The following is a 24,430-nucleotide window of genomic DNA, read 5'->3' on the forward strand; positions in this document are numbered from 1 at the left end:
AACCTTTCCTCATGTTTGAAAAGCTGATCGAGAAATAAAGCACACAACGGTATTCTTTCTTTTTTCAGTTGGTACATTTTGCAGTCTGTAACGTGTCATTTACTGTTTGTTACCTTAACATATCCAGTCGAAAACACAAGGGTATATAAACGAGCAAGCTCGCCCTTGTGTTTTCTTTGTGTCTATGTTGCGTTCTCGTCACAGCAAACGACACGAACACACTGGCGAAAATGAACCAACAAAACGAAAAAAGAAAGGAGCGTATACTTCACAGACGGTGTTAAGGATACTTACCAGATGAAACCGTACATTGCACCGACCGCTGCTGAGTTGGAACAATTTCTTTCCTCTCTAAATTAAATCTTGCCGAAGCAGTGATGTGTCAGACTTTCCTGACACATCGCCGCTTTGCACTTCACAAAATCCGCTGCCAGGAGGTGATGAAATGAGTATGGTAAATGCTGACTCCGTTCAGCTATTCGCAATGCTGAAAAAAATGCAGGATTCCATTTCCTCCATCGAAACTACCAAAAAATCTGTAAAGATGAAATATGAACAGTTAGGTGCTGGATGGCAAGATAAAAAATACAACGAGTTGGGCGTGGTTGTAAGAGACTGCAACAAGGCTCTCAATGACATATTGGTAATTATGCTTCAAGCAGAAAAATATGTGGCTTTACTCGCCAAGAGCCTTAGTGAATACGAAAGTGTTCAACTAGGATCTACAAATGGAATATCTGCAAGCACACCTCAGACCAGTAGTTTTGCTGTTACACCATCAAGTGCAGATACAACCACCTTTGAGTCAAATACCTTTGGTTCTAATCTTGCATTTGTTCAAGACAGACTATCAGCTGAACGATATTTTTCCCGTGGAAATCACTATGAAGAATATCGAGATTATTGGGAGAACGGGAACTATACCTTTTCTCGAAATGAAAATCCAGAACTCGTATACGTTAGAGCAAGGGATATTGAAGGAGTTTATCTCAGTGACCGAGAACTTGGGAACCCGGAAGGATTTTGGACACGGAATGGTCGAGAGGGATGGTCGAGAGAAAACATTCTAAGGCGAGCTTCGCACATCCAAGATGTTCGTCAAAATACTGAGTCAGGAATGTCTTTGGATGAGCTTTCACAAAACCCAGTGTTAGATGATACCATTCGTAGCTATTACAATAATCCTGTCCAGGTTGCGCAGGTAGGTTCTTATTATGTATTTCAGAGTGATGGGCGACATCGAACACTTGCAGCTCAATCGCTTGATACATATATCCCGGTTTTAGTAACAGGTAGCTACACTCGAAATGATTAACAAATGAGGAGGTGAGTGTTTGAGCAACGTAAATGCTGATGCAACTCAATTACTGACAATACTGAAAAATATGCGGACCTCCATTTCTTCTATCGAAACTACAAGAAGTTCTGTGAAGATGAAATATCAGCAATTGGGAATTGGATGGAATGACAAGAAGTACGATGAGCTGGGAACTATCGTAAAAGATTGCAACAAAGCCCTGAATGATATTTTACAGATTATGCTTCAGGCCGAAAAATACGTTGCTTCACTTGCCAAAAGTGTACAAGAATATGATAATGTTAATTTGGACACTCCTTCTGCACGAAATTCTTTCCTCCAGGGTCTGCAAACACCTAATGTTGGTAATTCGTCTTATCAGTATTGCCTTGGCGTGCTAACCCAAGGTAGCACACCAGACGGATATATCGCTGTTATATCACAACGCCATGAAAATGCAGAGCAGAATGTCAGAGAAGTGTTTGACCATTTCGCTGGTAAACTGATGATACAAGATTCTGAATATCCACCGGATCAGACAGCACATTACTCACCGGGAAATTATATAGGGCATTCACGAGGAGTCTACTACAATGCAGCTTCTGATATGACAAATCCAAGAGGTGCAGGAACAACTTATTTCCACGAGCTTGCTCACATGATCGACCATGCTTCGTGCAACTATCGGAGCAATCTATCCAATACTCCAGAATTTGCTGAGGCACTGGTTGAGGACGGACAAAGAATCCTGAGCTTATATAACAATCTTCCAGTGGAAAAGCAAACTGCTTTTCTGACCCGTATTAGGCAGGATTCAGCTCACTCCTTCTCGGACTTAATTGATGCGACAACAAATGGTCAATTGCACGGAAATTATGGTCACTCAAGGAACTATTGGACGAGACCGGGCAATCTACAAGCAGAAGCCTTTGCCCACTTTTTTGAAGCGTCTATGGGAGACCAAGGCAAATTAGAGCTATTAGCAAATTTCTTTCCTACAGCGTTTGGTATTTTTTCTTCAATGATTGATTCTATTAGACCAGATAATCATGTTAGGGTCTTGAGCAGAGAAAGGTAGGTGCATACAATGGACAAAAACAAGAGCGTTGCAGATTTTATGAATAGCTTCCTTAATACACCTGAACCGAAAATTGATAATGAGTATTATGAAATCGAAGAACAGTATTTTCGGCAATTCGGTCATGGTGTCCCAAGGGAAATGTTGCCTGATAGCATTTCAACGGAACAAATTAAACAAGCCATGAAAAAATGCATTCTTTCCAAAAAGGATAATCTCTTTGAACTATTAGGCATCATTATCAACGATAATTATTTATATTAAGAAAAGGAACGACGACATGGATGAAGACAACATTATAACTTTGAATGATGAGAATGGGAACGAAGTTGAATTTGAATTTCTTGACTTAATACCGTATCGCCAGAACGAATATGTTGTCCTGCTTCCTATTGGAGATTCGGATGGGCAAGTTGTTATTTTGCAGCTGAAAGAAATTGACGATGAAACAGAAGAATATGTTGGTGTTGAAAACGAATTTGTGTTAGAGACTGTCTTTGCTCTGTTCAAAGAGCGAAACAAAGATTTCTTTACATTTGAGTAATTAAACAATGCAAGCTCAAACCAACAACACGATAAAAGGGGGGTGCATTATGGATATTTGGCATCGTGTAGGCAGAATTGTTCGCTTCTCAAACTTAGGAACTCTTCTGTTCTTTACTCTTAATATTCTGCTGATTGTTGCTGTGTTCGGTTCGTCAGGAAGCATTGTTGAACTGATTTGTATTTACTTTTTCACAGTAGCTATCAGCTTATCCCCATTAGGCGAAATGTGCCTGGCTGCCTTCGCAGGAGCAAGCGATATAAAAAGAGTAGATATAAAACTTCGAGTTGTCCCGCTGGTTCAATATGTTTTAGATAAAGCAAAAGAGAACACATCATACTGTCCTAAAAAAGTGAAAGTGAAGATTATCCATGATCCTGCTCCAAATGCATTTGCTCTAGGTAGGCAAACACTATGCATAACTGACGGATTGCTTTTACTCTCCGATGATATGATACTTGGAATTCTCGCCCATGAGATCGGACATCTCTCATACGGACATACTGTTATCCAATTATTGATTGGCGGGGGCAATATATTTATATCCGGGTGCCTCCTGTTAATCAAAATATCCTACTGGATTTTTTCTGCAATCATGGGGCTGTTCGCAATATGCTCTCGTAGTGGTGTAATGGGTATAATTACCGCAGTTTTCGCAGGAATATCAACAGCACTTTCTTGGTTATGGGTAAAGTTCTGTATGCTTTTTCTGATGTGGTCTATGAGACAAAATGAGTATCTGGCTGATGAATTTGCTTATAAAATTGGTTTTGGTCTTGAATTAGCGACGGTATTAGACCAACATATCTCAGATGTTCCGCATGATGGTTTTCTCAGTGCAATATACTCAACTCATCCATGCAACGATGATAGGGTTGCAGCATTGCAAAATTTAGGTGTACCCTATTCTCGATACTAAATTCATAATCTCACAAATTGGCAAGCAGTGTAAACCTGTACAGGTTCACTCATTTTCTCGATTTTCCCTTCGGTGCAATCTTCGCAAATTTGCTTGTTGGGGAAGCATCCCCAATCCCCTTTGAACATCATCTGCCGATGATGGCTACACGATTTTCAATCGTTTCTCAAAGAACAGTAGAATAAAAATTTGCCCATGGTTGAAAGCACCGAAATCGAAAAGCAAAAAAGCAGCCACGATCCGCACCCTTTGGGGAGTGCAGACCGTGGCTTTTTGCTTTAACGGAAGTTCTTCTTTTCCTCTTTCTCTTTCTCTTTTTCCTGCTCTTTCTGCCTGTCGATATTCAAAATCGTTTCAACCGTCCGTTTGGCAATCAGCAGTTCTTCTTTCTCTTTTCTGATCTGACGGTACTCAGCGTAGTCCTGCTTTTTCTGGACTGCCAGCTGATGAAACTCCTCATACAATGATTGCATGGACGGGAGCTTTGTAATCTGCAATTCATCAAAGGCTTGCTTCGCCGCTTTATGAATTGTGATTTCCTGACGGTGTTCTTCAAAGAATTTTTTGCTATATCCAGACTTGCGGTACTCGATATAAATTTGCCTTGTGTTGCGATAATTTTTGATGTGCTGCTGCAACGCCTGAACCTCAACCATACGTTTCTCTGCGACCTTGATAGAATCAGAAAGCGCATCGAACCGGGCAGACAGATTTTCAATATGAGCAGTCAGATCGTCGTAGTTGCCCAAGCCTTTTTCTTTCAGTAGGATTACCGTTCGGGCAGCTTCTTTTCGGTTGAACTTCTTCGCCCACTTTTCATAACCGACCGTCTTGCCCTCGGCCATCTTTGCCTGAATATCAATCAGCATCTGGAACTGCTTCGGGGCAGGAGCCTTGGCAGAGCCGCCTTTTGATTTGTGCAGGTTCTTGCCGGAGATAACCGCTTGAATTTCCTCTTTGCTATATCCTTCGCCCAGGGAACGCAGCCGAATGAAACGCTTCTGATTCTCGCCCTTGAACGCAGGCTGCTTTCCATCCTTGAACTCAAATCCCATGTCAGCCAGAGCCTGAACAAAGCCATCAAAGCTCTTTGGTTTCTGCTTCAGCACCGCATCAATCGCATCACATAATTCGTCACGCTGGGTACGCTTCTTGGGATAAACAGTTCTTTTCTGGCGCTCCCGATACGGCTTCGGTGTAATAATGGACAGCCCGTGTTCCAGGCAAACCATATCACTGAGTCTTTGCACCGCCAGACCGGAAAGAAAGAAGTTTTTGAATTTCCGTGTGGCATCCAGCGAGGTCGAATTATAAATGATATGATTGTGAATGTGGGATTTGTCGATGTGGGTCGCAACGATGAAAGCGTGTTTTCCCTTTGTCCATCGCATCGCTGTTTCATAGCCGACTTGGTTCGCTTCTTCCGGGGTGATTTCTCCCGGCTTAAAGGACTGGCGTATCTGGTATGCGATGATATTGTTCTTCTGCTGTCTGCCGGTAATATGCTGATACTGCCGTTTGGAAAGCAGAAATTCCTCATCTGCTGTCTTTGGATCACACTCATAGGAACTGATAAATTCGCCATCATTGGTTTTTGCGGCATTTTGTGAGTAGTCGGTTCTGTCTGCCAAACATTGAGCGACCGTCTTTCCCTTATTCACATGGAGTGCAATCAATCTTGTCGCTGCCATTCCCATCACTTCCTTCCCAAAAAGAAAAAGCCACCGGTCGGTGACTTTTCTCTGATATTATCTTATGACCTGATAAATGCTCCCAGACTTTCTCCAATATTCTCGACTTTCATAACAGCCCAGACGAGCAAGAACACCGCTGCTATTGTCGCAATTCCAAGAACCACAAGAATAAGCAGGGACTGCCACAAAGCCTTTACAATGCAGTAAATCGCAGATCCGCCAATGACCAAGAGCAATAAACCAATTACATAGGACACAACATTTGTAAGCAGATTTCCAAGAATGCAAATCACTTTTACAACGAACAGCACCGGCAGTGCCAATATCTTCAATACCAGCTTCATAGGCTCAACCCCTTTCTTTTAATTATATTGTACAAGGGTATCTGCCATAACGCAATGATGTCAACCCTTATGTAAAAGCCGCAGCCGAAACTGCGACTTCCCAACAAGTTGTCGGATTACTGGATTGAGGACAGGCGAACAAGAACTTCTCTCATGTCCGTCCAGATCTCCTCCAGCCGTTTTTGCAAATCCTCAATGTCAGCACGATAGATGCTGCCTGTTTCGTTCGCTCGCTTTGCGTACTGGTTCAGGTTGTTGGAGCAGATTCGCAGGAGCGAAACCAGGGCTTTCACATCCTGCAAATCCAGTCTGATACAGTAACCATCCAGAGCCATTTTCCGCAGATAGGCTCCCATGCTGCGGATGCCAAGCTCGTCCATCTTCTCATGGATTCGCTCGACCTCCTCCTTGGATGCAAGGAAATGAACATCCTGATCTCGCTTTGCCATTACAACACCTCCTCACGGGTTTCAGAGTATTTTGCAGGCGGGATATGCTCCGCTTTGGATTTCAGATCAGCCAACACAGAAGGACGCTCTGACTCGCTTCTTTCGTCACGATTTTCCACAGAGTCCTCCATATTCAGGGCTGCATCCAGTTCTGCCAGTCGCTGACTTTTGGCTGTCAGCTCTGCTTCCTGCGGGAACGGTTTTCCAACCTCCGCCTTGGCTGCTTCCTGCTGATTGTAGAGATTATTCAACTGCTCATTGGCTCGTTCTAAGCGCTCAAGGATGCCTGCAAGGGCATTGTCCAGTCGGGTGATATTTCCTCGTGCGTCCGTTCCAAGGGCTACTCTGTGGCTCACAGCGCCCTTCAGGGTCACATCGAACTCGTTCCGGAAACTGTCAAACGAAAGCTCCATCTGAAAGCCACGGTAACTGCCAAGAGGAACCGGATCGGCACTTTTCGTGTCCTTACAAGCCGCAAGGAGGATTTCACCGGCATCTGCCTTTTCGGTGTAGGCTTTGCCCATGATTTCCATGCCGCAAAAGCCATCGGCAATCTGCGGGTGTGCTTCCACGGTTTTAATATCAGCTTCAAAGCCATGAATATAGCCTGTCTGCTTTTCAATCTCAGCCGGGAAGTATTTCAGAAGCTTATCTTCCATACGGTACTGCTGGCTCTGGTGGTCAGCTTTCAGCACCTTCAGCCTTGCCACATCAATGTCCAAGTCCATCTTTTCCTTGATAAGCGGATTGCCGGCACACAGCGCCTTGATCTCCGCATAGGACAGCGCCTGCTCATCCACATCGTCACAGGAGCGAACCGGTGATTTGGAGGTCATAATCCCATAATCATCTTCCATTGCCATCTCTGCGTTTTTCAGGTAGTTTTCGGACTTCATAAAGTTTTCCAGCTTCTGAAACCCAACAGAATCTACATAGTGAAAGGATACCTCACCGACTACCTTTAAGGCTACGATGTCGCTGACCGACATACTGTGACCACGGAAATCATCCGGGTGGTCAATATTGAACTTTACATACAAATCTTCCAGCTGCCGATTCACATCCTCGGACATAGAAATGGAGCCATGATAGACCACCTCGTAACGGTCAATCTCAGGCTCCATTTCTTTCTTCTGAAGGTAGCTGTAATTTGCAAACATGAGCGGGATATTATCGTCTACATCTTCCCGCAGCTGAAGAATCGCATAGGAATCCGTGGGGCTTTCCAGAAAAGCAACCATTCTGTCATCCGGGGTGGTATTTCCGTGAACATCATCCCATTTTTCGTTTTTCATATCCGTGTCCTCCTTATCGTTCAGGCTCTTTGCGTTTGGGAGAGGGACTGGCAGGCGCAGCTTTTTCTGCGGCCTGTGCCAGTTTTTCCATGACCGACTCACGCTTCGGAGAGTCGAGCTTATCCAGCTGACTTTTCAGCACTTTGGCAACCTCAACCGCAGTTTCCTCACGGGCTTCTTCAATGGCTGTATTCAGGAACTCACGATACGGAGCCGTATTACCAGCGGCAAGATCTGCCTTGATTTCTTGGATATGCGCCTGCACATCATCGACCTGATCCATATATTCATAGGGGTCGAAGTTCTCTGCAAAACGGTCGAGCTTAAAAGCAAGCTCAGCGATAGGGTCATTGACCACCACCGCCTGTCTGCCGACTTCAAAAGCCTGCTCCATGACATCCTCATAGAACATTGCCCGCAGTTCCCGGCGCTCCAGCCCGAAGGATTCCAGAATATCCCGGCGGACTTCGAGCATGGACAGTTCAGGGTTATCAACCTGACCGCCATCAATCTCGTTGTAGTTTTCATCCAACAGGGTGTAGTCGTAACCATCTTCGCAGGTCTGCACCGCAAGGATTCTATCCTTTCCGACCTTCCATGCGGCTTCATCGCCCATAATCTCAGGCTCCGGCATATAGCTTGCGCCGTTGCGCTCCATAATTTCTGCAAACTGGCAGATATGAAACACATTGTATCCGATCTGCGTATGATACTCGTCAATGAAGGTGCAGGGCTTCACAACCATTTCATCCGGGTAGTGAATCTGCACACAGCTGCCATCGGGGATATGAAACAAATCCTTATAATGGCTGTCGATAAATCGGATTTCCTTACCATCCGGGTTGTACTCATTTGTCATTTGCGCTTTCCTCCATTTTCAAATTCCATACTGAACTTCGTTTTGCCATCATCTGATACCTCCATAAAGACGGTGGCATCAAAGGTGTTGCCCGTTCTTTCGGACTTGCAATTCTTGAGCTTTACCTTGCCGGAACCAAGCAATTTCTGCGCCGTGGCAGAAGTCATGCTCTTGCCGATGCTCGCAAAGTAGCGATTGTTTTTCCAGAGGGCAAATTTGCAAGCTCTGTTGGAACAGAAAAATGCCTTGGCTTTGTCCTCTACAGCACTGCCGCAGAGCGGGCATTTGCCGATAGAATTGGCTTCTTTCGACATCATAACCTCGGAATCACGGATTACTTCATAGTTCTGAATCAGACCGGCAATCACATCTTTGATCTCGTCCATAAAGTCCTCGCTGGCATATTCGCCTTTCTCAATGAGCAACAATTTTTCTTCCCAATCCGCCGTCATGGATGGGGACTGAATCTGTTCCGGCATGACTGTTACCAGAGCCGTACCCTTGTGGGTCGGAATCAGGTGTTTGGTTTTCTTATCACCCTTACGCTCCAGAAAACCGATGCGAACCAGCTTCTCAATGATACCGGCACGGGTCGCAGGCGTTCCCAAACCTTTGCGCTCCACCTCATCAGGCATTTCGTCCGCACCGGCAGTTTCCATAGCAGAAAGCAGAGTATCCTCGGTAAAGTGTTTAGGGGGAGATGTTTTCCCTTCCTTGATTTCCGTGCCGCTGACGGTCATTTCGTCACCAACGGAAACAGAAGGGAGTGTCTGCACGTTTTCGTCGGATTTTGTCGAATCATTTTTCTGAACCAGAGCTTTCCATCCATCCTGCACAACAGTTTTGCCTTTGGTGGAAAACACGGTACCGCCACAGTCCAGCTCAATAACTGTCTCTGCGTATCGGTGCGGATCGCCAACAGCTACGCACAACCGATTCGAGATCAGTTGCAAAATTGCAAGTTCACCCTTGGGAAGTTCGCTCAGATTGCATTTCTGCAATTCTCTGGTCGGAATGATGGCATGGTGATCTGTGACCTTTTTGTTATTCACAACCTGCTCTGCATGAACTGGTATGTTATCCACATCCTCCACGGGGAATGTGTGGAAAGCCAGCTTTACGAGGTCGGTCAGGCTATGTGCCATATCTTCCGTCAGAAACCTGCTGTCGGTACGGGGATAAGTGACCAGTTTCTTTTCATAGAGGTTCTGCGTGTAGTCCAAGGTCTGCTGTGCCGTGTAGCCAAGCACACGGTTGGCTTCTCTCTGTAAACTGGTCAGGTCATAGAGCGCAGGCGGCTTTTCTGTTTTCTCCTTACATTCAGCTTTCTGAACGATTGCCACCGAACAGCTTTGTTTGACAGCTTCGGCTGCTGCCTTGGTTTTGAAGCGTTCGCTTGCAGCCGTAAAACCATCCAATCCAATCTGAACTGTGTAGAACAGTTCAGGCTTGAATGCGGAAATGGCAGCTTCTCGCATAACAGCCATAGCAAGGGTAGGGGTCATAACACGACCAACATTCAGGGTCTGCCCGTAAAGGGTCGAAAAAAGTCGAGTAGCGTTAATACCAACAATCCAGTCGGCTCGTTCTCGACACAGTGCTGCTTCATACAAAGCATCATATTCCGTTCCAGACCTGAGATTTTCAAAGCCCTCCTTGATTGCTACATCTTCCATCGAGGAAATCCAAAGCCGCTCAAACGGCTTTCTGCACCCGGCTTTGTGGTACACCAACCGAAAGATCAGCTCGCCCTCACGACCGGCATCTGTTGCACACACAAGACTCGCAACATCTTCTCTGGCCATGAGCTTTTTCAGAATCCCAAACTGTTTTTTCGTACCGGCAGAAACCTCATACTGCCAGTCCATCGGGAAGATAGGAAGGTCTGCATAAGCCCATTTGCTGTACTTCGCATCATAGACTTCCGGCTGTGCCAGCTCCACCAAATGCCCTACACACCAGCTGACCACATATCCGTTTCCCTCTAAGTAGCCATCCTCACGCTTGGCAGCACCTAACACTTTGGCAATACTCTGTGCAACCGAAGGCTTTTCAGCCAAAACTAATTTCATTTGCATCTGCTCCTTTCACAAAAAAATAAGCAGCCACACACCGTAGTGCATGACTGCTATGTAAAAAGTTCGGAAAGGATTTTTGCAACCTGATACAATTTTCTGTTCTACAATCTCCGTCATAATAAAAATATCTCCATCATTTCAAAAGAGAATGACGGAGATATTTCACCTTGCTTATTCTTGTAGCAACCAATCGGCTATATCGTGAATTTCGATTCCTTCATAGCTATATTGGGGATGTTTGGTTCTGGCAATAATCATTTTCGGATAAGCGTCTCGAATCTGAAGCAGAGGAGAGCATTCTCTCTCAAATGTTTCCTGCCCGGAAATGTTGTCGCTGACCTGAATATAAATCTTTTCGCTACCTCTCTGAGCAACAAAGTCGATTTCCTTTTGATAGAGCTTGCCGACATAGACATCATATCCACGGCGAAGAAGCTCGATACAAACAACGTTTTCATATACTCTGCCATAGTCTATATTTCTGCTTCCCAGTATTGCATATCGAATACCGCTGTCACACAAATAGAACTTTTCAGAGCTTTCAAGGTATTTCTTACCTCGGATGTCATATCTCTTAATATCATAAAATACAAAAGCATTGCACAAATACTTAATGTACTTGCCGACGGTTACATGATTGGTTGGAGTCTCATTTGCTGTCAGTAGCTGACTGACCTTATTCGGAGAAGTCAGGTTGCTGATATTATCCATAAGGAACTCGCTCAGACGTTGTAAAACCAAAGTGTCCGGGAGAGTATATTTCTGTACCAAATCCCTTGTAACAATCGTTTCGTAGACCTCTTTGATATAGTTTGTTCTGTCTTTTTCGGTTCTATAAGCATAGGAACCTGCTAAACCGCCCTTGATAGCGTACTCATCAAAGAGCTTATCTTTGTCACTAATATCATCATAATACTGGCAATATTCCTGGAAGCTGAAAGGAAACACATGAATTTCAATATAGCGTCCGGTAAACAGAGTTGCCAGATCTGCACTCAACAGGAAAGCATTAGAGCCTGTTACATAGATGTCGTATTTTCCCTTAGAGTACAGGCTATTGATTGCCAACTCAAACTTGGGACACATCTGAACCTCGTCTACAAACAGGTAGTTCGTTTTTCCTTCCTGATAATGTTCTTCCACATAGGCGTGTAAGGCATGGTATTCCTTGATTTCTTCATACGCCAAATCCATGAAGTCGATGAAGATAATATTGATGTTTTCAAAATTGCTTTTCAGATACGCAATATACGCCTGCATCAATTTGGACTTACCAGATCGACGAATGCCCGTGATGATCTTGATGTCAGGAGTACCATTCAGTTCAATGATTCTATCGAGATATTTTGCTCTCGTGATTGTTTTCATATAGTCACCCGCTTTCAAAAATTGAAGTTTTTTCATTTCTCGAAACCGCTTCGCTGTACTTATTATACTGTCTGCTAATAGTATATGCAAGATGTCACTTTCAAAAACGCAAATTTTTTTATTTTTTGAAAGCGGAAACTATGTAAAGGCAACCCGAAGGCTGCCCCAGGCATCAAGCCTATCCTGTTTACACAGGTTCATTATCATCTTCATCGACGGAGCTATCTTCATCGTCGTCCTCAAACTCCGGATCGTACCCATAGTCCTCGTCATCGTCCACATAATCAGCATCTGGGTCAGGCTTTGCCGCTTCCTGTGCCTTCTTCTTTTCCTGGACTTTCTTAAATACGAAGAATCCACCACCACAGGCAAGCACAATCAGAGTAAGAATCGCCGGGAGCATATTTGTGGATTTCGGCTTTTCCTCCGGTGTCGGTTCTGTAATTTCAGGAACTGTTTCAACTACTTCCGGCTTTGTTTCCTCAACCGGCTTGGTGAACTCTGCAACTTCTTCCTCGTCCATCAGCTTGAGCAGGTCGGCTTCATCCACCTGATTCAGAAAATGCACGGTTTCCTCGCCCTTATCATCACGGTCAATGATGATATAGAAGTAGTTTCCGTTTTTGGTTACAGCGGTAATGAACTGCTTTCCGCTTTTCGTAGGCGAGCCAGCGTCATCAACCAAAGTCAGATTGCCGTCGGGAGTAAGCGGTAGCATCGGCTCCTCCGGCTCTGTTTCGGGAACTTTTTCTTCGACCGCAGGTTCTTCAGTCGCTACGCTTTCATCTACATAGGCAAATGCCGTTGTAGAAAACACGCCAAAACACATTGCACACGCCAGCAATGCGGCTCCAATTTTCTTAAATCTCATTCTGCGTTTCCTCCTCATTCATAGTATTGATCGTATCAGGCTTCGGAGCCATATCCGCAGCAAACATACGGAGCAGCTCGGAAAGCTGTTCGGGATTCAGGTTCGCAGCATGAACCATCTCATGGATTTCGGAATTTTCCTCCTCACGGTATCTGCGTTCCAGGTCTTTCACCTTAGCATCCCATTCTGCCCGTTTCTTACGGGCTTTTTCAAGGTCTGCACCTATTCTGTCTAACTTGGCACTCAATCGCCATCCCTCCTTTAGTTTCTGATTCTGCCGAAGCAGTAAAAATGCTGTTGCCAGTAATTCGATTCGATAGAAGCGTAGGAAATGGGGTTTCCGCAGTGGATCATCATACCATTGCCAACATAGATACCAACGTGTGATGCACCGGAGGTATCATAAGTGCCTTGGAAGAAAATCAAATCTCCCGGTTTGGCAGAGCTTTTCGGGATAATGTCGCATACGCCCATCAAACCGTTTGCGGTCAAACGACCAACACTCCAACCGTTTCCGCAGTGATTGATTACATAGGAAACAAATCCGGAGCAGTCAAAGGAGGTAGACGGGCTGCTGCCGCCCCACACATACGGGTATCCCAGATATTTTTCAGCTTCCCGAATCATATTGGCAAATCTTGTGTCTGTCAGCGCTTCGCCCGGAATATCATAATCGGTGTACTCGCCGCCAGGGGTGGCGTAAATGTCATTTCCGAAAATATCCGGTCTGTTGCCCCTTGTCTGAAGCAAAATTCTATATCGCTCCATATCATCTTCCGACAAGCCGGAATTTGAAATCACACTGTTCAAGCCCTTATTTCTGAGCTTCACATTCAGAATATAATATTCGTAATCTTCTTCCTCTGTTGTTGTCTCTCCCGTTTCGGGATCAGTAGAAGATGTTGTTCGTGTACGAATCTCTACTACTTCCGTCAGGGTCAGCTCATATTGTTGCTCAAATAGCCATTGCAGGGTAGCCTGCACCTCATCTCTGGTGTAATCCTCAAACTTCACCGTCAAATACGCCGCCAGCTCATAAGGATTGTGGTTGATTTCATCAAGGTCATACCGGTACTCGTCATATCCGCTATGAGTACGCTCGATATTATTGATTTTATTGCGGAGCGCAGCTTCCAAAGCCTTGTAATCATTGTCCGCACCAATAATATCTTCCTCTTTTGCAGTAAAAGAAGTTCCCAGAATGATCTGTGTGCCGCCTTGGAACATAGCCGAACAAGACGAGAACATCCCTGAGAGTATCATAAAAAGCAGTCCGGCAATCAAAACAAACAGAATCGTTTTAGAGTGTGTGGTGCAGAACTCCGTTACTCTTTCTGTGATGTTCTTGGCTCCCTGAGCTGCTTTGCCCGTTGCCTTGCCTGCACCCTTAGATGCAGAAGCCGTTGTCGAAGCGGTATTCTTACCGGCTTTGGCGGCAGCATATTCTTTCTTGATTGCCCTTTTCTGTTGCCAACGGGAAAAGGGATTGGAACCGGCATCGGGGTTGTCCTTTTTGAACTTCTCATACAGGGCATTTACATTTGCTTTATCTGACTTCTCAACCAGCTTTTCCGCCTTGTCGTAGGCTTTCAGCTTGTGACTGTAAACGGCATGATCGACGGTATAGACAGTGGATTCAACAGCCTTGGTCGTTTCCTGCACAGCCTGAACGCCGATATTATCATCCTCATATTCTGACACCGCCCGATGTGCTTTGGATGTGAGCGTGACTGCGGCACCACGGCTTGCCATGTGCTTTGCCACAGATGGGCGCTCGATTTCCGTAAACTCCGCTTTTTCAAAACGGAGCTTTGCTTTACGGGAACCGGCTGCATCTGTTTCCAGCTTTAGCTTCGGCTTTGCCTTTTTAGAAGCCAATTTGTCTGCCGCTTTTTCAGCCCTATCAACCGCCTTATCTGCACGGTCGGCAGCTTTCTTCACATGAGAATCTGCAAGGTCATCTTCGGTAAAACGGAGTCGTGTAGGTCTTTTCGCCATACATTACGCCTCCTTTTCCTGTGCCACCTCGTTTAACTTCGTGGTCATAATGCGATACAGTTCCAGATCTGTCGGGAATCGGTCAATGAACGGCAGAATCACATTGCCATAGAACAGAAGTCCTTCGCCCTCACCGGAGTTGGTTACATAGGACAGCTGATGCGGCGAAATGTTCAACCGCTGTGCCAGAATACTTCGGTCATCGCTTGCCTGATTCAGCATATAGATGAAATCAGAGTTTTCGAGGATGTTGGCAATCTCCGGGGAACGAAGCAGGTCTTTGACATTCTGAGTAATACCGGTCGGCAAGCCGCCCCATTTACGGAATCGCTTCCAGATTTCTACGGAATAGGTTGCCGTCTGTTCTTCCTTCAGAAGCAGATGGAACTCGTCAATATAATATCTGGTCGATTTACCGGCAGAACGGTTGGCAGTTACACGCCCCCAGACCTGATCCTGAACGATCAGCATACCGATTTTTTTCAGCTGATTGCCCAGCTCCTTAATGTCGAAGCACACCAGACGATTCTGAATATCCACATTGGTTCTGTTGTTAAACAGTTTCAGAGAACCCTTAACATAGATTTCCAAGGCGGTCGCTACATGGTGGGCTTCCTTTTCGTCCTGTTTCAGAAGGGCATCATACAAATCCTCAAGGATCGGCATATTCTCAGGGGCAGGATTGTCGAAATATCTCTGGTAAATCTGATGCACACAACGGTCGATAACCGTCTTTTCGATAGGCTGCAAGCCATCCTTACTGCCCATAATCAACTCACAGAGGGACAGGATAAAATCAGCTTTCAGTGCTACCGGGTTGTCATCCTCAGAGTAGTTCAGGTTGATGTCCATAGGGTTGATATAGTTGGTACTGGAGGAGCTGATTTTTACCACCTGACCATTGAACTTGTGAACCAGAGCCGCATATTCCGCTTCGGGGTCGCAGATGATAATATCGTCATCCGTAACCAGGAACGCATTGGTGATTTCACGCTTTGCGGAAAAGGATTTACCGGAACCGGGAGTACCCAGAATCAGTCCGTTGGGGTTCTTGAGCTTCTTTCTGTCCACCATGATAAGGTTGTTCGACAGAGCATTCAGCCCGTAATAGAGCGTTTCTCCACCATTCTGGAACAGCTCCTGCGTGGTGAAAGGCACAAAAATAGCCGTGGAACTGGTAGTCAGGCCACGACGAATCTCAATCAGGTTTTGTGCCAAAGGCAGGCTGCTCATCAGTCCGGATTCCTGCTGAAAATCCAAACGACGCAGATTGCAGTTATGCTTCTGGGCGATGCTCTGTGCCTGGAACACATTGTTCTCCAGTTCCTGCTCGGTGCGCCCGGTGTTCAGCACCAGAAATGTCACCATGAACATTCGCTCATTCTGGCTCTGCAATTCTTTCAGAAGTGACTTCGCATCTTTACCATAGGTAGCAAGGTCAGATGGGATAATGTCCATGTCATAGCCAGAACGCACAGCCTTTTTCTGTTCCTCGATTTTGGAACGGTCAAGCTCGGTGATGATTCTCTTGATGGTCTTAATCGCCGCAGTCTGGTCAACCGACTGGATGTGCATGGTCACGATCTGCGTGGATTCCATATCCAGAAAATCCGCCAGCATACGATCAGACAGGTCTGATGCCGTAATTGCCAGATAAGACATCGAACCGAAGATACTGCCCATCTGGAAGGTGCGGTTGGTCTTAAAGGCAAACGCCGTCGGAGCAATGAAGTCCTTTACGGACAGCCCGGATTCCACAAGATACTTCCAATCGAAGAAGAACTTATCATTATCACCCATGTGGAACATAGAGTGCATCAGATGCAGCCGCTCTTTGCCGTTCATGGTAGTGGCAATGACACCCAAACGCCGAAAGTTATTGAGCAGATCGTTTTCGATATGGTTGAGTCTCGGCTTTGCCTGCCGCATGGATTCGGCTTCAATGCCGAATGTCAGGTACTTGGTTTTGGTCAAGCCGTTGTTGCCCTGCGCCAACTGCTTTTTCAGCATCTGGCTATACTCGGCACGGACGGGATTGAAGCTGTCCTTCTTGAACGGGATACGGATACTCTTTTCAAAGCTTTCAGCATCGGTACTCAGGTTCATAAAGGAAAGCTCAAAGTGAATGGAGCTGTCAAAGAAATTCAGGAAACTGCACCACTCATCGAAGATGGCAGTCTTATCTTCCTGCTGTGCCAGCTGATAGTTGATGTCCTGAAACTGAATGGTCTTGGTGTAATAACTGTCAGTGACACGGCAGATGCCATCCGGGAACATTCTCTGAAAGGGAATGGACTGCTGTGCAGTCTGCGGAATACCGTTGTCCTTCTTTGCCCGTTCCACAACAGCTTTAATTTCTCGCTGCTGCTTCCGATTCAGATTTGCAGGCATTTTGATGTTTCTTGCCTGTGGCTTCTTTTTGAAAAACAATTCGTTCAACCTCCTTTTCCAGTTTGTACTGACGCATCAAAGCGTCATAATAGTTGTCCGTCTGATAAGGGCGAACCTTGGGACGAACGAATTTGGTCTGAATGAAGTGTTCTACAACCACTTCCAACGGCTGACTATCCTTTTCATACATTGCCAGAAAGAACAACGGTAACATGACGATCATCATGGACAGTGCTGCAAGGCTCACATTTCCGGTTGCTTTGACCAGAAAGAAAATCGGCACTCCGATGAGCGCCGCCGCACCAAAGCAAAGTAACTGCCGTTTCGTCAGATTGAAGAACACTTTTGTTTTTACCCTCGTCAGGTCACGAGGTACGGGAATATACGCTGCCAAACAATTTCCTCCTTCCCTTAGTGAGCGCTGAATACACCCTTCGCAAGCGAACCAGTCTTAAACAGGGTGAAGCACAAAAGGACGGTGTAGCCCATAACACCCCAGATAGAACCGATGATGTCATCACTGAATGCGATAGACTGAATCAGCACCGCATAAATGCCCACGCAGATCATAATCAGGAATCCCTGGAATCCGATTGCAAACAGCGAACGCAGATAATTCTGTCCGATATTGCTCTGTTCTCTGTTTCCAAAAGTGGAAAGCGGAATCGGGGCAAGGCTGACCATCAGATAAATTTCAATCATTCGACCGTAGACGATCACAAAGATGATGATTGCCAAAGCGGACATCGTGACCTGCACGATAAAGGATTGCAGGAACAAGCCGAGCAAAGGACCCAAATCCATTGCCATCAGCGTTTCTTCCATTGTTTCCAATGCCGAAGCATCTATGGCAGTATTTCCGGATATGATACCGGCGCTTGCGTTTATAACGTGCTGTGTCACATCAAACACAGCCATCGTGATATTGAATGTGTTTGTGATTAACATGACCGCAACAAAAGTCTTGAACACCCATTTGAAGAAGATCCAGGTTTCAAAATTTGCCAGATTGTTGTGGTCAATAATCATCTGAATTAGCTCATAACAGGCAATGAAGGTCAGAATCAAGCCTGCGATTGGGATAATCACTGACTCGGAGATGTTTCGTACCATGGCAAAGACACCCGGCGAAAAATTCGCCGGGGTCATGCCAACGGAGGTTGCTATCTCGCCAACCTGGTTGTTGACGGACTCAAACATCCCCGACAGATTTCCCATAATAGCTGAAACGAGCATTTCTTTCAGCCAGTCTGTGATCTGTTGGAGTATGCTGTCCAAAGGCGATTACCTCCTTGTTTTGTGATTAACCGAACAGTCCGGAGAGCAGAGGTACAAGGGTGGTGCCGATGAGGGCAACACCGCCGCCAGCCATGAGCTGTTTTATCCCCAATTAGGTGTAAAACTCTGCTCGATGGCGGGCGGCGGCGTACAAAAATCTATATGGTGTTTTTAAGAGAACCGTCCCGGCAGGACAGGTCAGGCAGTGACCTGTTCCACCTCCGGGATGGGTTTGAGATTAAAATGAATTTCGATAGAAATGTGTCTTATTTTATCTTCGTCAATGCGCTCATGCACGACGATTTCTTTGATTAAGCGGTTAAGGGTGGCTGCGTCCAGCTCTGTGATGTTGGCGTATTCCTGAATGGCTTCCACCCATTGTTTTGCGTCATTGGCAAGCTGGACTTCATCGGACAGCCGCTTCCTGCCCTCTGACACTTTTGTTTTAAGCTCCGTCTGCTCGGTCTGTGTCTTTTCCAGCATGGTGTTGAAATTCTGCTCACTGATACGCCCTGCAATCATATCCTCATAAAGCCGCATTACCATTTTGTCCAGAACCTCAATCCGTTCCTCGTCCCTTGTAAGGGAGCGTTCCATTGCTTCCCGCTGTTTCCGCTGCTCGGCTTCGCAGGTATTGGTCAGGCGGTCGGCAACCGCTTCCCCGTCCATCAGGGCGGCTCTGGCACATTCCCGGATTTTTCGCAGCACATGGCTGTAAAGGGTGTCATAATCAATCCGGTGCTGGGTGCAGTGGTTCTTTCCAAAGGCATTGTAGGTCTTGCAGGAATAAATTTGCTGGGGATGTTTTGCGTTTGTGTAGCGTATCGTCAGAGATTTCCCACACTCGCCGCATTTTATCAGTCCGGCAAACAGGCTGATTTCATTGGTCTGCCCCGGACGCTGACGGGATTTCAGCTTGTTCTGCACAATATCAAAGCTCATGCGGTCAATCAGCGGTTCATGCTGTTCCTCCACTACAATCCAGTCCTCCGGCTTCTTTTCCCCAATCGTGCCGATTTTGAAACGGTAGTCCTTTTTCTGGGAAGCAATCGCCCCGGTGTAGACGGGATTCATCAAAAGGTCTTTGATAACTGAGAAGTCCCACATATACCGCCCGTTTTCCGGGTCTTTCTTTTCCCATTTGGTGCGGGTATTGCGAAGCCCCCGTTCCCGGTTCCACCATGTGGGGCAGGGGATTTTTTCTTCCTCCAGCCGTCTGCGGATATAGTTCGGACCATGACCGTTTAGGGCATATCCGAAAATCAGCCGCACAATCGGGGCGGTTTCCTCGTCAATGAGCAGATGGTTTTTGTCCTCCGGGTCTTTCCGATACCCAAACGGGGCAAGACACCCGGTAAACTGTCCTTTCTGCGCTTTCAGAAGATAAGAGGAATGGACTTTCTTGGAAATATCCTTGCTGTACATCTCGTTCAGGATATTCTTGAACGGGGCAATATCGTTGTTATCCCGCAGGGTGTCGATACCGTCATTCATGGCGATATAGCGGACACCGTTTCTTGGGAAAAAGTCCTCAATCAAATGCCCGGTTTGCAGATAGTTACGCCCCAGACGGCTGAGGTCTTTCGTGATGACAAGGTTGATCTGCCTGCGCTCAATGGCTCTCAACATTCTCTGTAAATCAGGACGCTCCATATTAAGACCTGTGAAACCATCGTCCTGATAGACTGCCACAACCTCCCATCCCTGCTTTTCGCAGTATTTTTCCAGCATATCACGCTGGTTTGCGATACTGGCACTTTCGCCTTGTAGGTCATCGTCCTTTGACAGCCTGCAATAGACCGCTGCACGATAGCCCCCGGCAAGTGCCTTTCCGATTGTTCTATATTCCATTTCGTTCATCATAGCCATTTACCCACACAATCCAGACGGTATCTGGCTCTTTTGAACCTCATCTTCATTATACTTCAAATCTTTCTTTTTAGCAAGATATTCTTTTGTATTTGTCTTTCTATATTTCTGGGAAATCAGGCTGACGAACACATCGGTTGCGTCCAGTTCCCCGTCAAACACCGTTGTAACATGAATCTCTGTTTTGTTTTTTGCCATAGGCAGTTATCCTCCATACATGAAAATAGCCAGACAGAGGGTGTCGGCAACGAAGTCCGGCAACGGGCTTCAAAAGACCTTGCAAACAATCTCAATCTGGCGATGGTTACTATTTATACTTTTCTTTTATTTTTCTGTTGTTTTGGTTGTCATAGGGGAGAAAAGCCGATAGTTTCGGGATTTTCCCCGGCAACCGGCTCGGCAACGGGATAGCAACAGGGGGTGCAACGGGCTGTCATTTTCAGAATGGAAGCTCCATCTGTTCTGTGACCTCCACAAAACCATCCATCGTTTTTTCAGACGGGTTGCCGGAGTCCGTTGCCGGGTTTTCACGCTCCCAGCCCTTTTGTCTGCCATATTCTGAAAACATTCTTGGGTTCGGGAAGTACCGCCAGCGGTCAATGCACTGGTTCATAATCTCGTTGATTTCCCGGATTTCCCATTGTTTCGGCTCGTCAAAGGCATGGTTCAAGGCTTCCTTGTAGAGCTGCTTGGAGCAGACCATGCTCCCGGTGTACTTATCAAGATACGCCTGTATCATCCCGGCTTTGGTGTCCTCCGGCATAAAATCCCGCTGGTGTTCTTTGAGATACCGCTGCATGGCGGGGCTGAAAGCCAGCTTGAACCTGCCGCTTCGGTAAATCTCCATAGCTTCTGCCCACATCTGCTCGATATAGGCTCTGGAAGCAGCTTCATCCTCCAAAATGTGAACCTCGGCTTGCTCCGGGTACACCATGACGGGGATAAAGCGGCGATTGCCGGAACGGTCAAGGGGAAGAAAATCAAGAGCATTGGAAGTGCCGCCAAACACGCACTGACGCGGGCGGTCTGCCGGGTGGGTTTCATAGGGTATCTTGTAAACCTCTTTCTGCCGGCTTAAAAACGACTTGATTTCTTCGATGCTCTTGGCGTTTGCGGTTGCCATCATTTCCGACATTTCGATAATCCAGTGACCTTGCAGCTTGCGGTACACATTGTCATCGTCCAGCTTCCGCAAATCATCGGAGAACCACTCGTCCCGGACTGCCAGCAAACGGAAGAAGGTGGACTTGCCAGCCCCCTGACCGCCTACCAGACAGAGCATGATTTCAAATTTGCACCCTGGCTGAAAGGCTCGTGAGATTGCACCCAGCAGGAACAGCTTCAACGCTTCATAGGTGTAATCGTCTGCGTCAGCCCCCAGAAAGTGCCGCAGGCAGAAACGGATTCGTTCTGTCCCGTCCCACACAAGGGTATTGAGATAGTCCCGGATGGGATGGTACTTGTTTTCATTCGCCACAATCCCGATGGCGTTATCAATCTTTTTCTCATTGGTAAGCCCATAGGTTTCTTCCAGATAAAGAAGCAGATACTTCATGTCCGTATCGTTCAGGGCGGTGCTTTCCCTGTGAAAACCGATGGGCTTTATGATGTCCTTGCGGTCGGTCAGAATGTTGTATGCGATAGCCCCGGAAAGCAGCGGGTCACGCTGGAATACGGTCAGGCAGTTCCGTATGCTCTGACGGACACCGCCTTTCTCGGTAGTTTCCAGCCCCGCCTTGATTTCCTCAATGCTCTGGGGCGGCTGCATAGCGTTCATGGTGTTTTTTAGTTCTTGCTGCGTCTGCGGCTGCAAGCTCTGCCATTCGTTGTTCAAGCTGTATCACATCCTTTCCGTAGTCCGTAATCAAAGCCGCTTTTTCCTCTGTCTCCCCGAACAGCAGCACATCCAGCAGATATTCCACTTGGGCTTGCTTCTGTAAGGCTTCCACAAACCGGGGATGAACGGCTTCCTCCGGGGAGTGCGGGACATAATCCTTTCTCCATGCCCTAAGCAGGTGGAGATAATCGGCAAGGATACGGAAGCAGCGGTTCTTTGCTTCCTGAAACTGTTCCTCCGGGGATTTCTGCCGGGGCTTGGGCTTTTTTACCTTTCCCGGCGGTTTCCAGTCCTCATAGGAAATTCCAAAGTCCTGTGCCAGTTGTACGGCGGCTTCTTTCTTTCCCAGCCCATACAGGGCGGCGGTAAAATCAATCACATCCCCATCCGCACCGCAGCCGAAGCAGTGGTAACGCCGATCCAGCTTCATGCTTGGGGTTTTATCGTTATGGAACGGGCAACAAGCCATCCCGTTCCGACCTACATGGATTCCATAATGCTCCGCAGCCTGTCTTGTTGTGACGGACTGCTTCACAGCTTCAAATACATTCAAATCTATCCCTCCTTGAAAATAAGAAAAGCACCTGACATTCTCTGCTTGAAAATGGCAAGTGCCTGTTAAAGTTCCATATCCTGTTGTCTGTGTTTCGTCTGCGCCGGGGCGGTTCTTTGTGCTTTTTTCTCGTCTGCCTTATCCTGCAAGACTTCCTTGATAGGCTGCTTCCTGGGCGGCTCTTTGCTTTCCTCTGTACCGGGTGTGGCTTTCCGTACCCAGTAGCGGATGTCCCGCAGCTTCTTCAAATCCTCCTGTACCTCGGTCAGCGGTACTTTCAGCTCTGCGATTTCGCTAAGAAGCTTTTCCTGCTCCTGTTGCAGCTCATTTTTCGTTTTATCCTTATCGTCCGGGTGCTTGGCAAGATAGGCGGCGGCTTTCGCATATCGGGCAACCTCCGGGTGTTCCTGTTTGAATGTTTCCTTTGTTTTCTTGAAAAATATCTTCTGGTACTTCTCATAGACAGGCTTACATTCCTTGCAGTCTGTCCGGCTGGCAAGAATCCCGTCAATCACTTTGCTTCGGGCTTCCTTTGGCTTCATCTGATTGCGGTAATCGGCGGCTGATTTCCCGGAAGATTCCAGAAATGCTTCTAAGTCCTCCACAGTGGAAAGCCCCTTTTGCCGGAGATAGGACAGGGCTTCGCTGACTGCCTTTAAGTCCTGTGAAGTCCCCCGGTTCTGTCCAGCCCTCGTCCAGTCCTTCCGTTCTTCCTTTCGTATCTCCATGTACTTCATCAGCAGATTGGGAAGAAGTGTCGCTTCCTCCGCCGCCTTTTGTGCAAGCAGCTCTTTCCGTTTTTCTCCCAGCTCGGTAATCCAGCCTTTGAGGTTTTGGATAAGCTGCCGGATGGACTTCATCAGACTGTTGGCGGCTCTGATTTCCCGGTTCAGGTTTCCGATATTCGTCTGGATACCACGCTTTTCCATCTGCCGGACAGCAGCCCCCTCATGGACAGTGGGGACAATATCAAGCCCCTGTCTGGCATAGGAACGCAAGTCCACACGCTCCGGACGGTCATTGGCTTCCAGATAGCGGTTCTGGATGACCTCCCATTCATGCCGCCAGATTTCGCAATACTTCTGGTCGTTCCAATCCACCGTATCCTCCTTGTGGCTTTTCCATCTGCCGGACGGAAGTTTTATCCGTTCCCCGTTTTCGTCAAGGTCATAAACCTTGCGGCTCTTGGGAAGCCATTTTCCATGTTCGTCCATTGCCCTCATAGTGAGCATGACATGGGCGTGGGGATTGTGTCCCGGCGGATGGGGGTCATGGATGGCAAAGTCAGCAATCATGCCTTTGGAAACAAACTGCTTCTGGCAAAACTCCCGGACAAGGACAGCGTACTGGTCAGGCGGTATCTCTCTGGGGATGGTAAGCACCCATCGCCTTGCAAGCTGGGAGTTCCATTGCTTTTCCACCGCTTCGGCGGCGTTCCACAAAGTATTGCGGTCGGCATATTCCTGTGGGGCATTTGCCGGGAGCAGGATTTCATTGTGGACGATACCACGCTTTTCCGGATAGTGCTTCACTTGCTGGTCATATTCACAGAACAGCTTTTCGCCGCTCTGGTAAGCAGCGGCGGCAACCGCAGACTGCCGCTGGCTGCGCTGAACAATCGTGATTTCGTTGTGTGGGCAGGGCATTTCGTGTCACTCCTTTCGGTAATTGGTGGATGGGGTGGCGTTTTACCACCTCATTTTGGGCA

22 protein-coding genes and 3 pseudogenes are annotated in these 24,430 nt (G+C 46.9%); 5 read left to right on the forward strand and 20 right to left on the reverse strand.

Translation table 11 applies throughout. The features are described 5' to 3' along the window. Positions 1 to 445: 445 nt before the first annotated feature. From DXA66_RS12915 to DXA66_RS12935, 5 genes are read left to right on the forward strand one after another with little or no spacing between them, the layout of a single operon-like run. Positions 446 to 1,315 carry a hypothetical protein gene (locus DXA66_RS12915; RefSeq protein WP_002578944.1) on the forward strand — a complete coding sequence of 290 codons (870 nt, stop codon included), beginning with the start codon at positions 446 to 448 and terminating at the stop codon, positions 1,313 to 1,315. 19 nt (positions 1,316 to 1,334) lie between these two features. Beyond that, the gene (locus tag DXA66_RS12920) at positions 1,335 to 2,375 is read left to right on the forward strand and encodes a hypothetical protein (protein ID WP_002304399.1); all 1,041 of its coding nucleotides are present in this window, start codon (positions 1,335 to 1,337) and stop codon (positions 2,373 to 2,375) included. A 9-nt stretch (positions 2,376 to 2,384) separates the two neighbouring features. Next, entirely contained in the window at positions 2,385 to 2,639 is a 255-nt protein-coding gene (locus DXA66_RS12925; protein WP_002588965.1) for a hypothetical protein, read from the forward strand. Positions 2,640 to 2,655: 16 nt separating this feature from the next. Continuing rightward, positions 2,656 to 2,919 carry a DUF1292 domain-containing protein gene (locus DXA66_RS12930; protein ID WP_002304397.1) on the forward strand — a complete coding sequence of 88 codons (264 nt, stop codon included), beginning with the start codon at positions 2,656 to 2,658 and terminating at the stop codon, positions 2,917 to 2,919. Positions 2,920 to 2,968: 49 nt separating this feature from the next. Further along, complete coding sequence (locus DXA66_RS12935; protein ID WP_002588966.1) at positions 2,969 to 3,838, forward strand: zinc metalloprotease HtpX; 870 nt, start codon at positions 2,969 to 2,971, stop codon at positions 3,836 to 3,838. A 278-nt stretch (positions 3,839 to 4,116) separates the two neighbouring features. Here DXA66_RS12935 and DXA66_RS12940 read toward each other — a convergent pair whose 3' ends face one another. From DXA66_RS12940 to mobQ, 20 genes and pseudogenes are all read right to left on the reverse strand, one after another. Continuing rightward, positions 4,117 to 5,529 carry a relaxase/mobilization nuclease domain-containing protein gene (locus DXA66_RS12940; RefSeq protein ID WP_002578945.1) on the reverse strand — a complete coding sequence of 471 codons (1,413 nt, stop codon included), beginning with the start codon at positions 5,527 to 5,529 and terminating at the stop codon, positions 4,117 to 4,119. A 62-nt stretch (positions 5,530 to 5,591) separates the two neighbouring features. Then, positions 5,592 to 5,876, reverse strand: coding sequence for a hypothetical protein (locus DXA66_RS12945; RefSeq protein WP_002578946.1), 285 nt, complete (start codon positions 5,874 to 5,876; stop codon positions 5,592 to 5,594). Between the two features lie 116 nt (positions 5,877 to 5,992). Beyond that, positions 5,993 to 6,325, reverse strand: coding sequence for a plasmid mobilization relaxosome protein MobC (gene mobC, locus DXA66_RS12950; RefSeq protein ID WP_002578947.1), 333 nt, complete (start codon positions 6,323 to 6,325; stop codon positions 5,993 to 5,995). Beyond that, positions 6,325 to 7,164 (reverse strand): annotated as a pseudogene (locus tag DXA66_RS14435) (helicase); the annotation flags it as partial. The gene mobC and the pseudogene DXA66_RS14435, both read right to left, overlap by 1 nt. After that, positions 7,165 to 7,620: pseudogene (locus tag DXA66_RS14595) on the reverse strand (YodL domain-containing protein); the annotation flags it as partial. A 13-nt stretch (positions 7,621 to 7,633) separates the two neighbouring features. Continuing rightward, positions 7,634 to 8,479: an LPD16 domain-containing protein gene (locus DXA66_RS12960; RefSeq protein ID WP_002304387.1), complete on the reverse strand. Its 846-nt coding sequence runs from the start codon at positions 8,477 to 8,479 to the stop codon at positions 7,634 to 7,636. Continuing rightward, complete coding sequence (locus tag DXA66_RS12965) at positions 8,476 to 10,551, reverse strand: DNA topoisomerase 3 (RefSeq protein WP_002578949.1); 2,076 nt, start codon at positions 10,549 to 10,551, stop codon at positions 8,476 to 8,478. Before DXA66_RS12965 ends, DXA66_RS12960 begins: the two co-directional genes overlap by 4 nt. A gap of 177 nt (positions 10,552 to 10,728) precedes the next feature. After that, complete coding sequence (locus DXA66_RS12970) at positions 10,729 to 11,961, reverse strand: ATP-binding protein (protein WP_002304383.1); 1,233 nt, start codon at positions 11,959 to 11,961, stop codon at positions 10,729 to 10,731. A gap of 151 nt (positions 11,962 to 12,112) precedes the next feature. Further along, positions 12,113 to 12,796, reverse strand: coding sequence for a DUF4366 domain-containing protein (locus tag DXA66_RS12975; RefSeq protein ID WP_002578950.1), 684 nt, complete (start codon positions 12,794 to 12,796; stop codon positions 12,113 to 12,115). After that, positions 12,786 to 13,043 carry a DUF4315 family protein gene (locus DXA66_RS12980; RefSeq protein WP_002304378.1) on the reverse strand — a complete coding sequence of 86 codons (258 nt, stop codon included), beginning with the start codon at positions 13,041 to 13,043 and terminating at the stop codon, positions 12,786 to 12,788. The genes DXA66_RS12975 and DXA66_RS12980 overlap by 11 nt, the downstream gene beginning before the upstream one ends. Positions 13,044 to 13,057: 14 nt before the next feature. Beyond that, positions 13,058 to 14,794: a C40 family peptidase gene (locus DXA66_RS12985; protein WP_002304377.1), complete on the reverse strand. Its 1,737-nt coding sequence runs from the start codon at positions 14,792 to 14,794 to the stop codon at positions 13,058 to 13,060. A 3-nt stretch (positions 14,795 to 14,797) separates the two neighbouring features. After that, positions 14,798 to 17,185 carry a VirB4-like conjugal transfer ATPase, CD1110 family gene (locus DXA66_RS12990; protein WP_002588967.1) on the reverse strand — a complete coding sequence of 796 codons (2,388 nt, stop codon included), beginning with the start codon at positions 17,183 to 17,185 and terminating at the stop codon, positions 14,798 to 14,800. Beyond that, the gene (locus tag DXA66_RS12995; protein WP_002304375.1) at positions 17,145 to 17,579 is read right to left on the reverse strand and encodes a PrgI family protein; all 435 of its coding nucleotides are present in this window, start codon (positions 17,577 to 17,579) and stop codon (positions 17,145 to 17,147) included. Before DXA66_RS12995 ends, DXA66_RS12990 begins: the two co-directional genes overlap by 41 nt. Positions 17,580 to 17,596: 17 nt before the next feature. Next, positions 17,597 to 18,463 carry a VirB6/TrbL-like conjugal transfer protein, CD1112 family gene (locus tag DXA66_RS13000; RefSeq protein ID WP_002304374.1) on the reverse strand — a complete coding sequence of 289 codons (867 nt, stop codon included), beginning with the start codon at positions 18,461 to 18,463 and terminating at the stop codon, positions 17,597 to 17,599. 25 nt (positions 18,464 to 18,488) lie between these two features. Then, positions 18,489 to 18,572, reverse strand: a pseudogene (locus tag DXA66_RS13005) (Maff2 family mobile element protein); the annotation flags it as partial. Between the two features lie 89 nt (positions 18,573 to 18,661). Next, positions 18,662 to 20,332: a recombinase family protein gene (locus DXA66_RS13010; RefSeq protein WP_118529250.1), complete on the reverse strand. Its 1,671-nt coding sequence runs from the start codon at positions 20,330 to 20,332 to the stop codon at positions 18,662 to 18,664. Continuing rightward, a complete protein-coding gene (locus DXA66_RS13015; protein WP_118529251.1) occupies positions 20,333 to 20,530 on the reverse strand; it encodes a hypothetical protein in 198 nt (65 codons plus the stop codon). It abuts the gene before it with no gap. A gap of 241 nt (positions 20,531 to 20,771) precedes the next feature. Beyond that, complete coding sequence (locus DXA66_RS13025) at positions 20,772 to 22,109, reverse strand: virulence-associated E family protein (RefSeq protein ID WP_038292699.1); 1,338 nt, start codon at positions 22,107 to 22,109, stop codon at positions 20,772 to 20,774. Beyond that, complete coding sequence (locus tag DXA66_RS13030; RefSeq protein ID WP_118529252.1) at positions 22,078 to 22,722, reverse strand: CHC2 zinc finger domain-containing protein; 645 nt, start codon at positions 22,720 to 22,722, stop codon at positions 22,078 to 22,080. The genes DXA66_RS13025 and DXA66_RS13030 overlap by 32 nt, the downstream gene beginning before the upstream one ends. A gap of 65 nt (positions 22,723 to 22,787) precedes the next feature. Next, the gene (gene mobQ, locus DXA66_RS13035; protein ID WP_118529253.1) at positions 22,788 to 24,368 is read right to left on the reverse strand and encodes a MobQ family relaxase; all 1,581 of its coding nucleotides are present in this window, start codon (positions 24,366 to 24,368) and stop codon (positions 22,788 to 22,790) included. Positions 24,369 to 24,430 lie beyond the last annotated feature (62 nt).

It is taken from the genome of Faecalibacterium sp. OF03-6AC, from assembly GCF_003478175.1.
GTDB classification, from domain to species: Bacteria; Bacillota; Clostridia; order Oscillospirales; family Ruminococcaceae; genus Faecalibacterium; species Faecalibacterium taiwanense.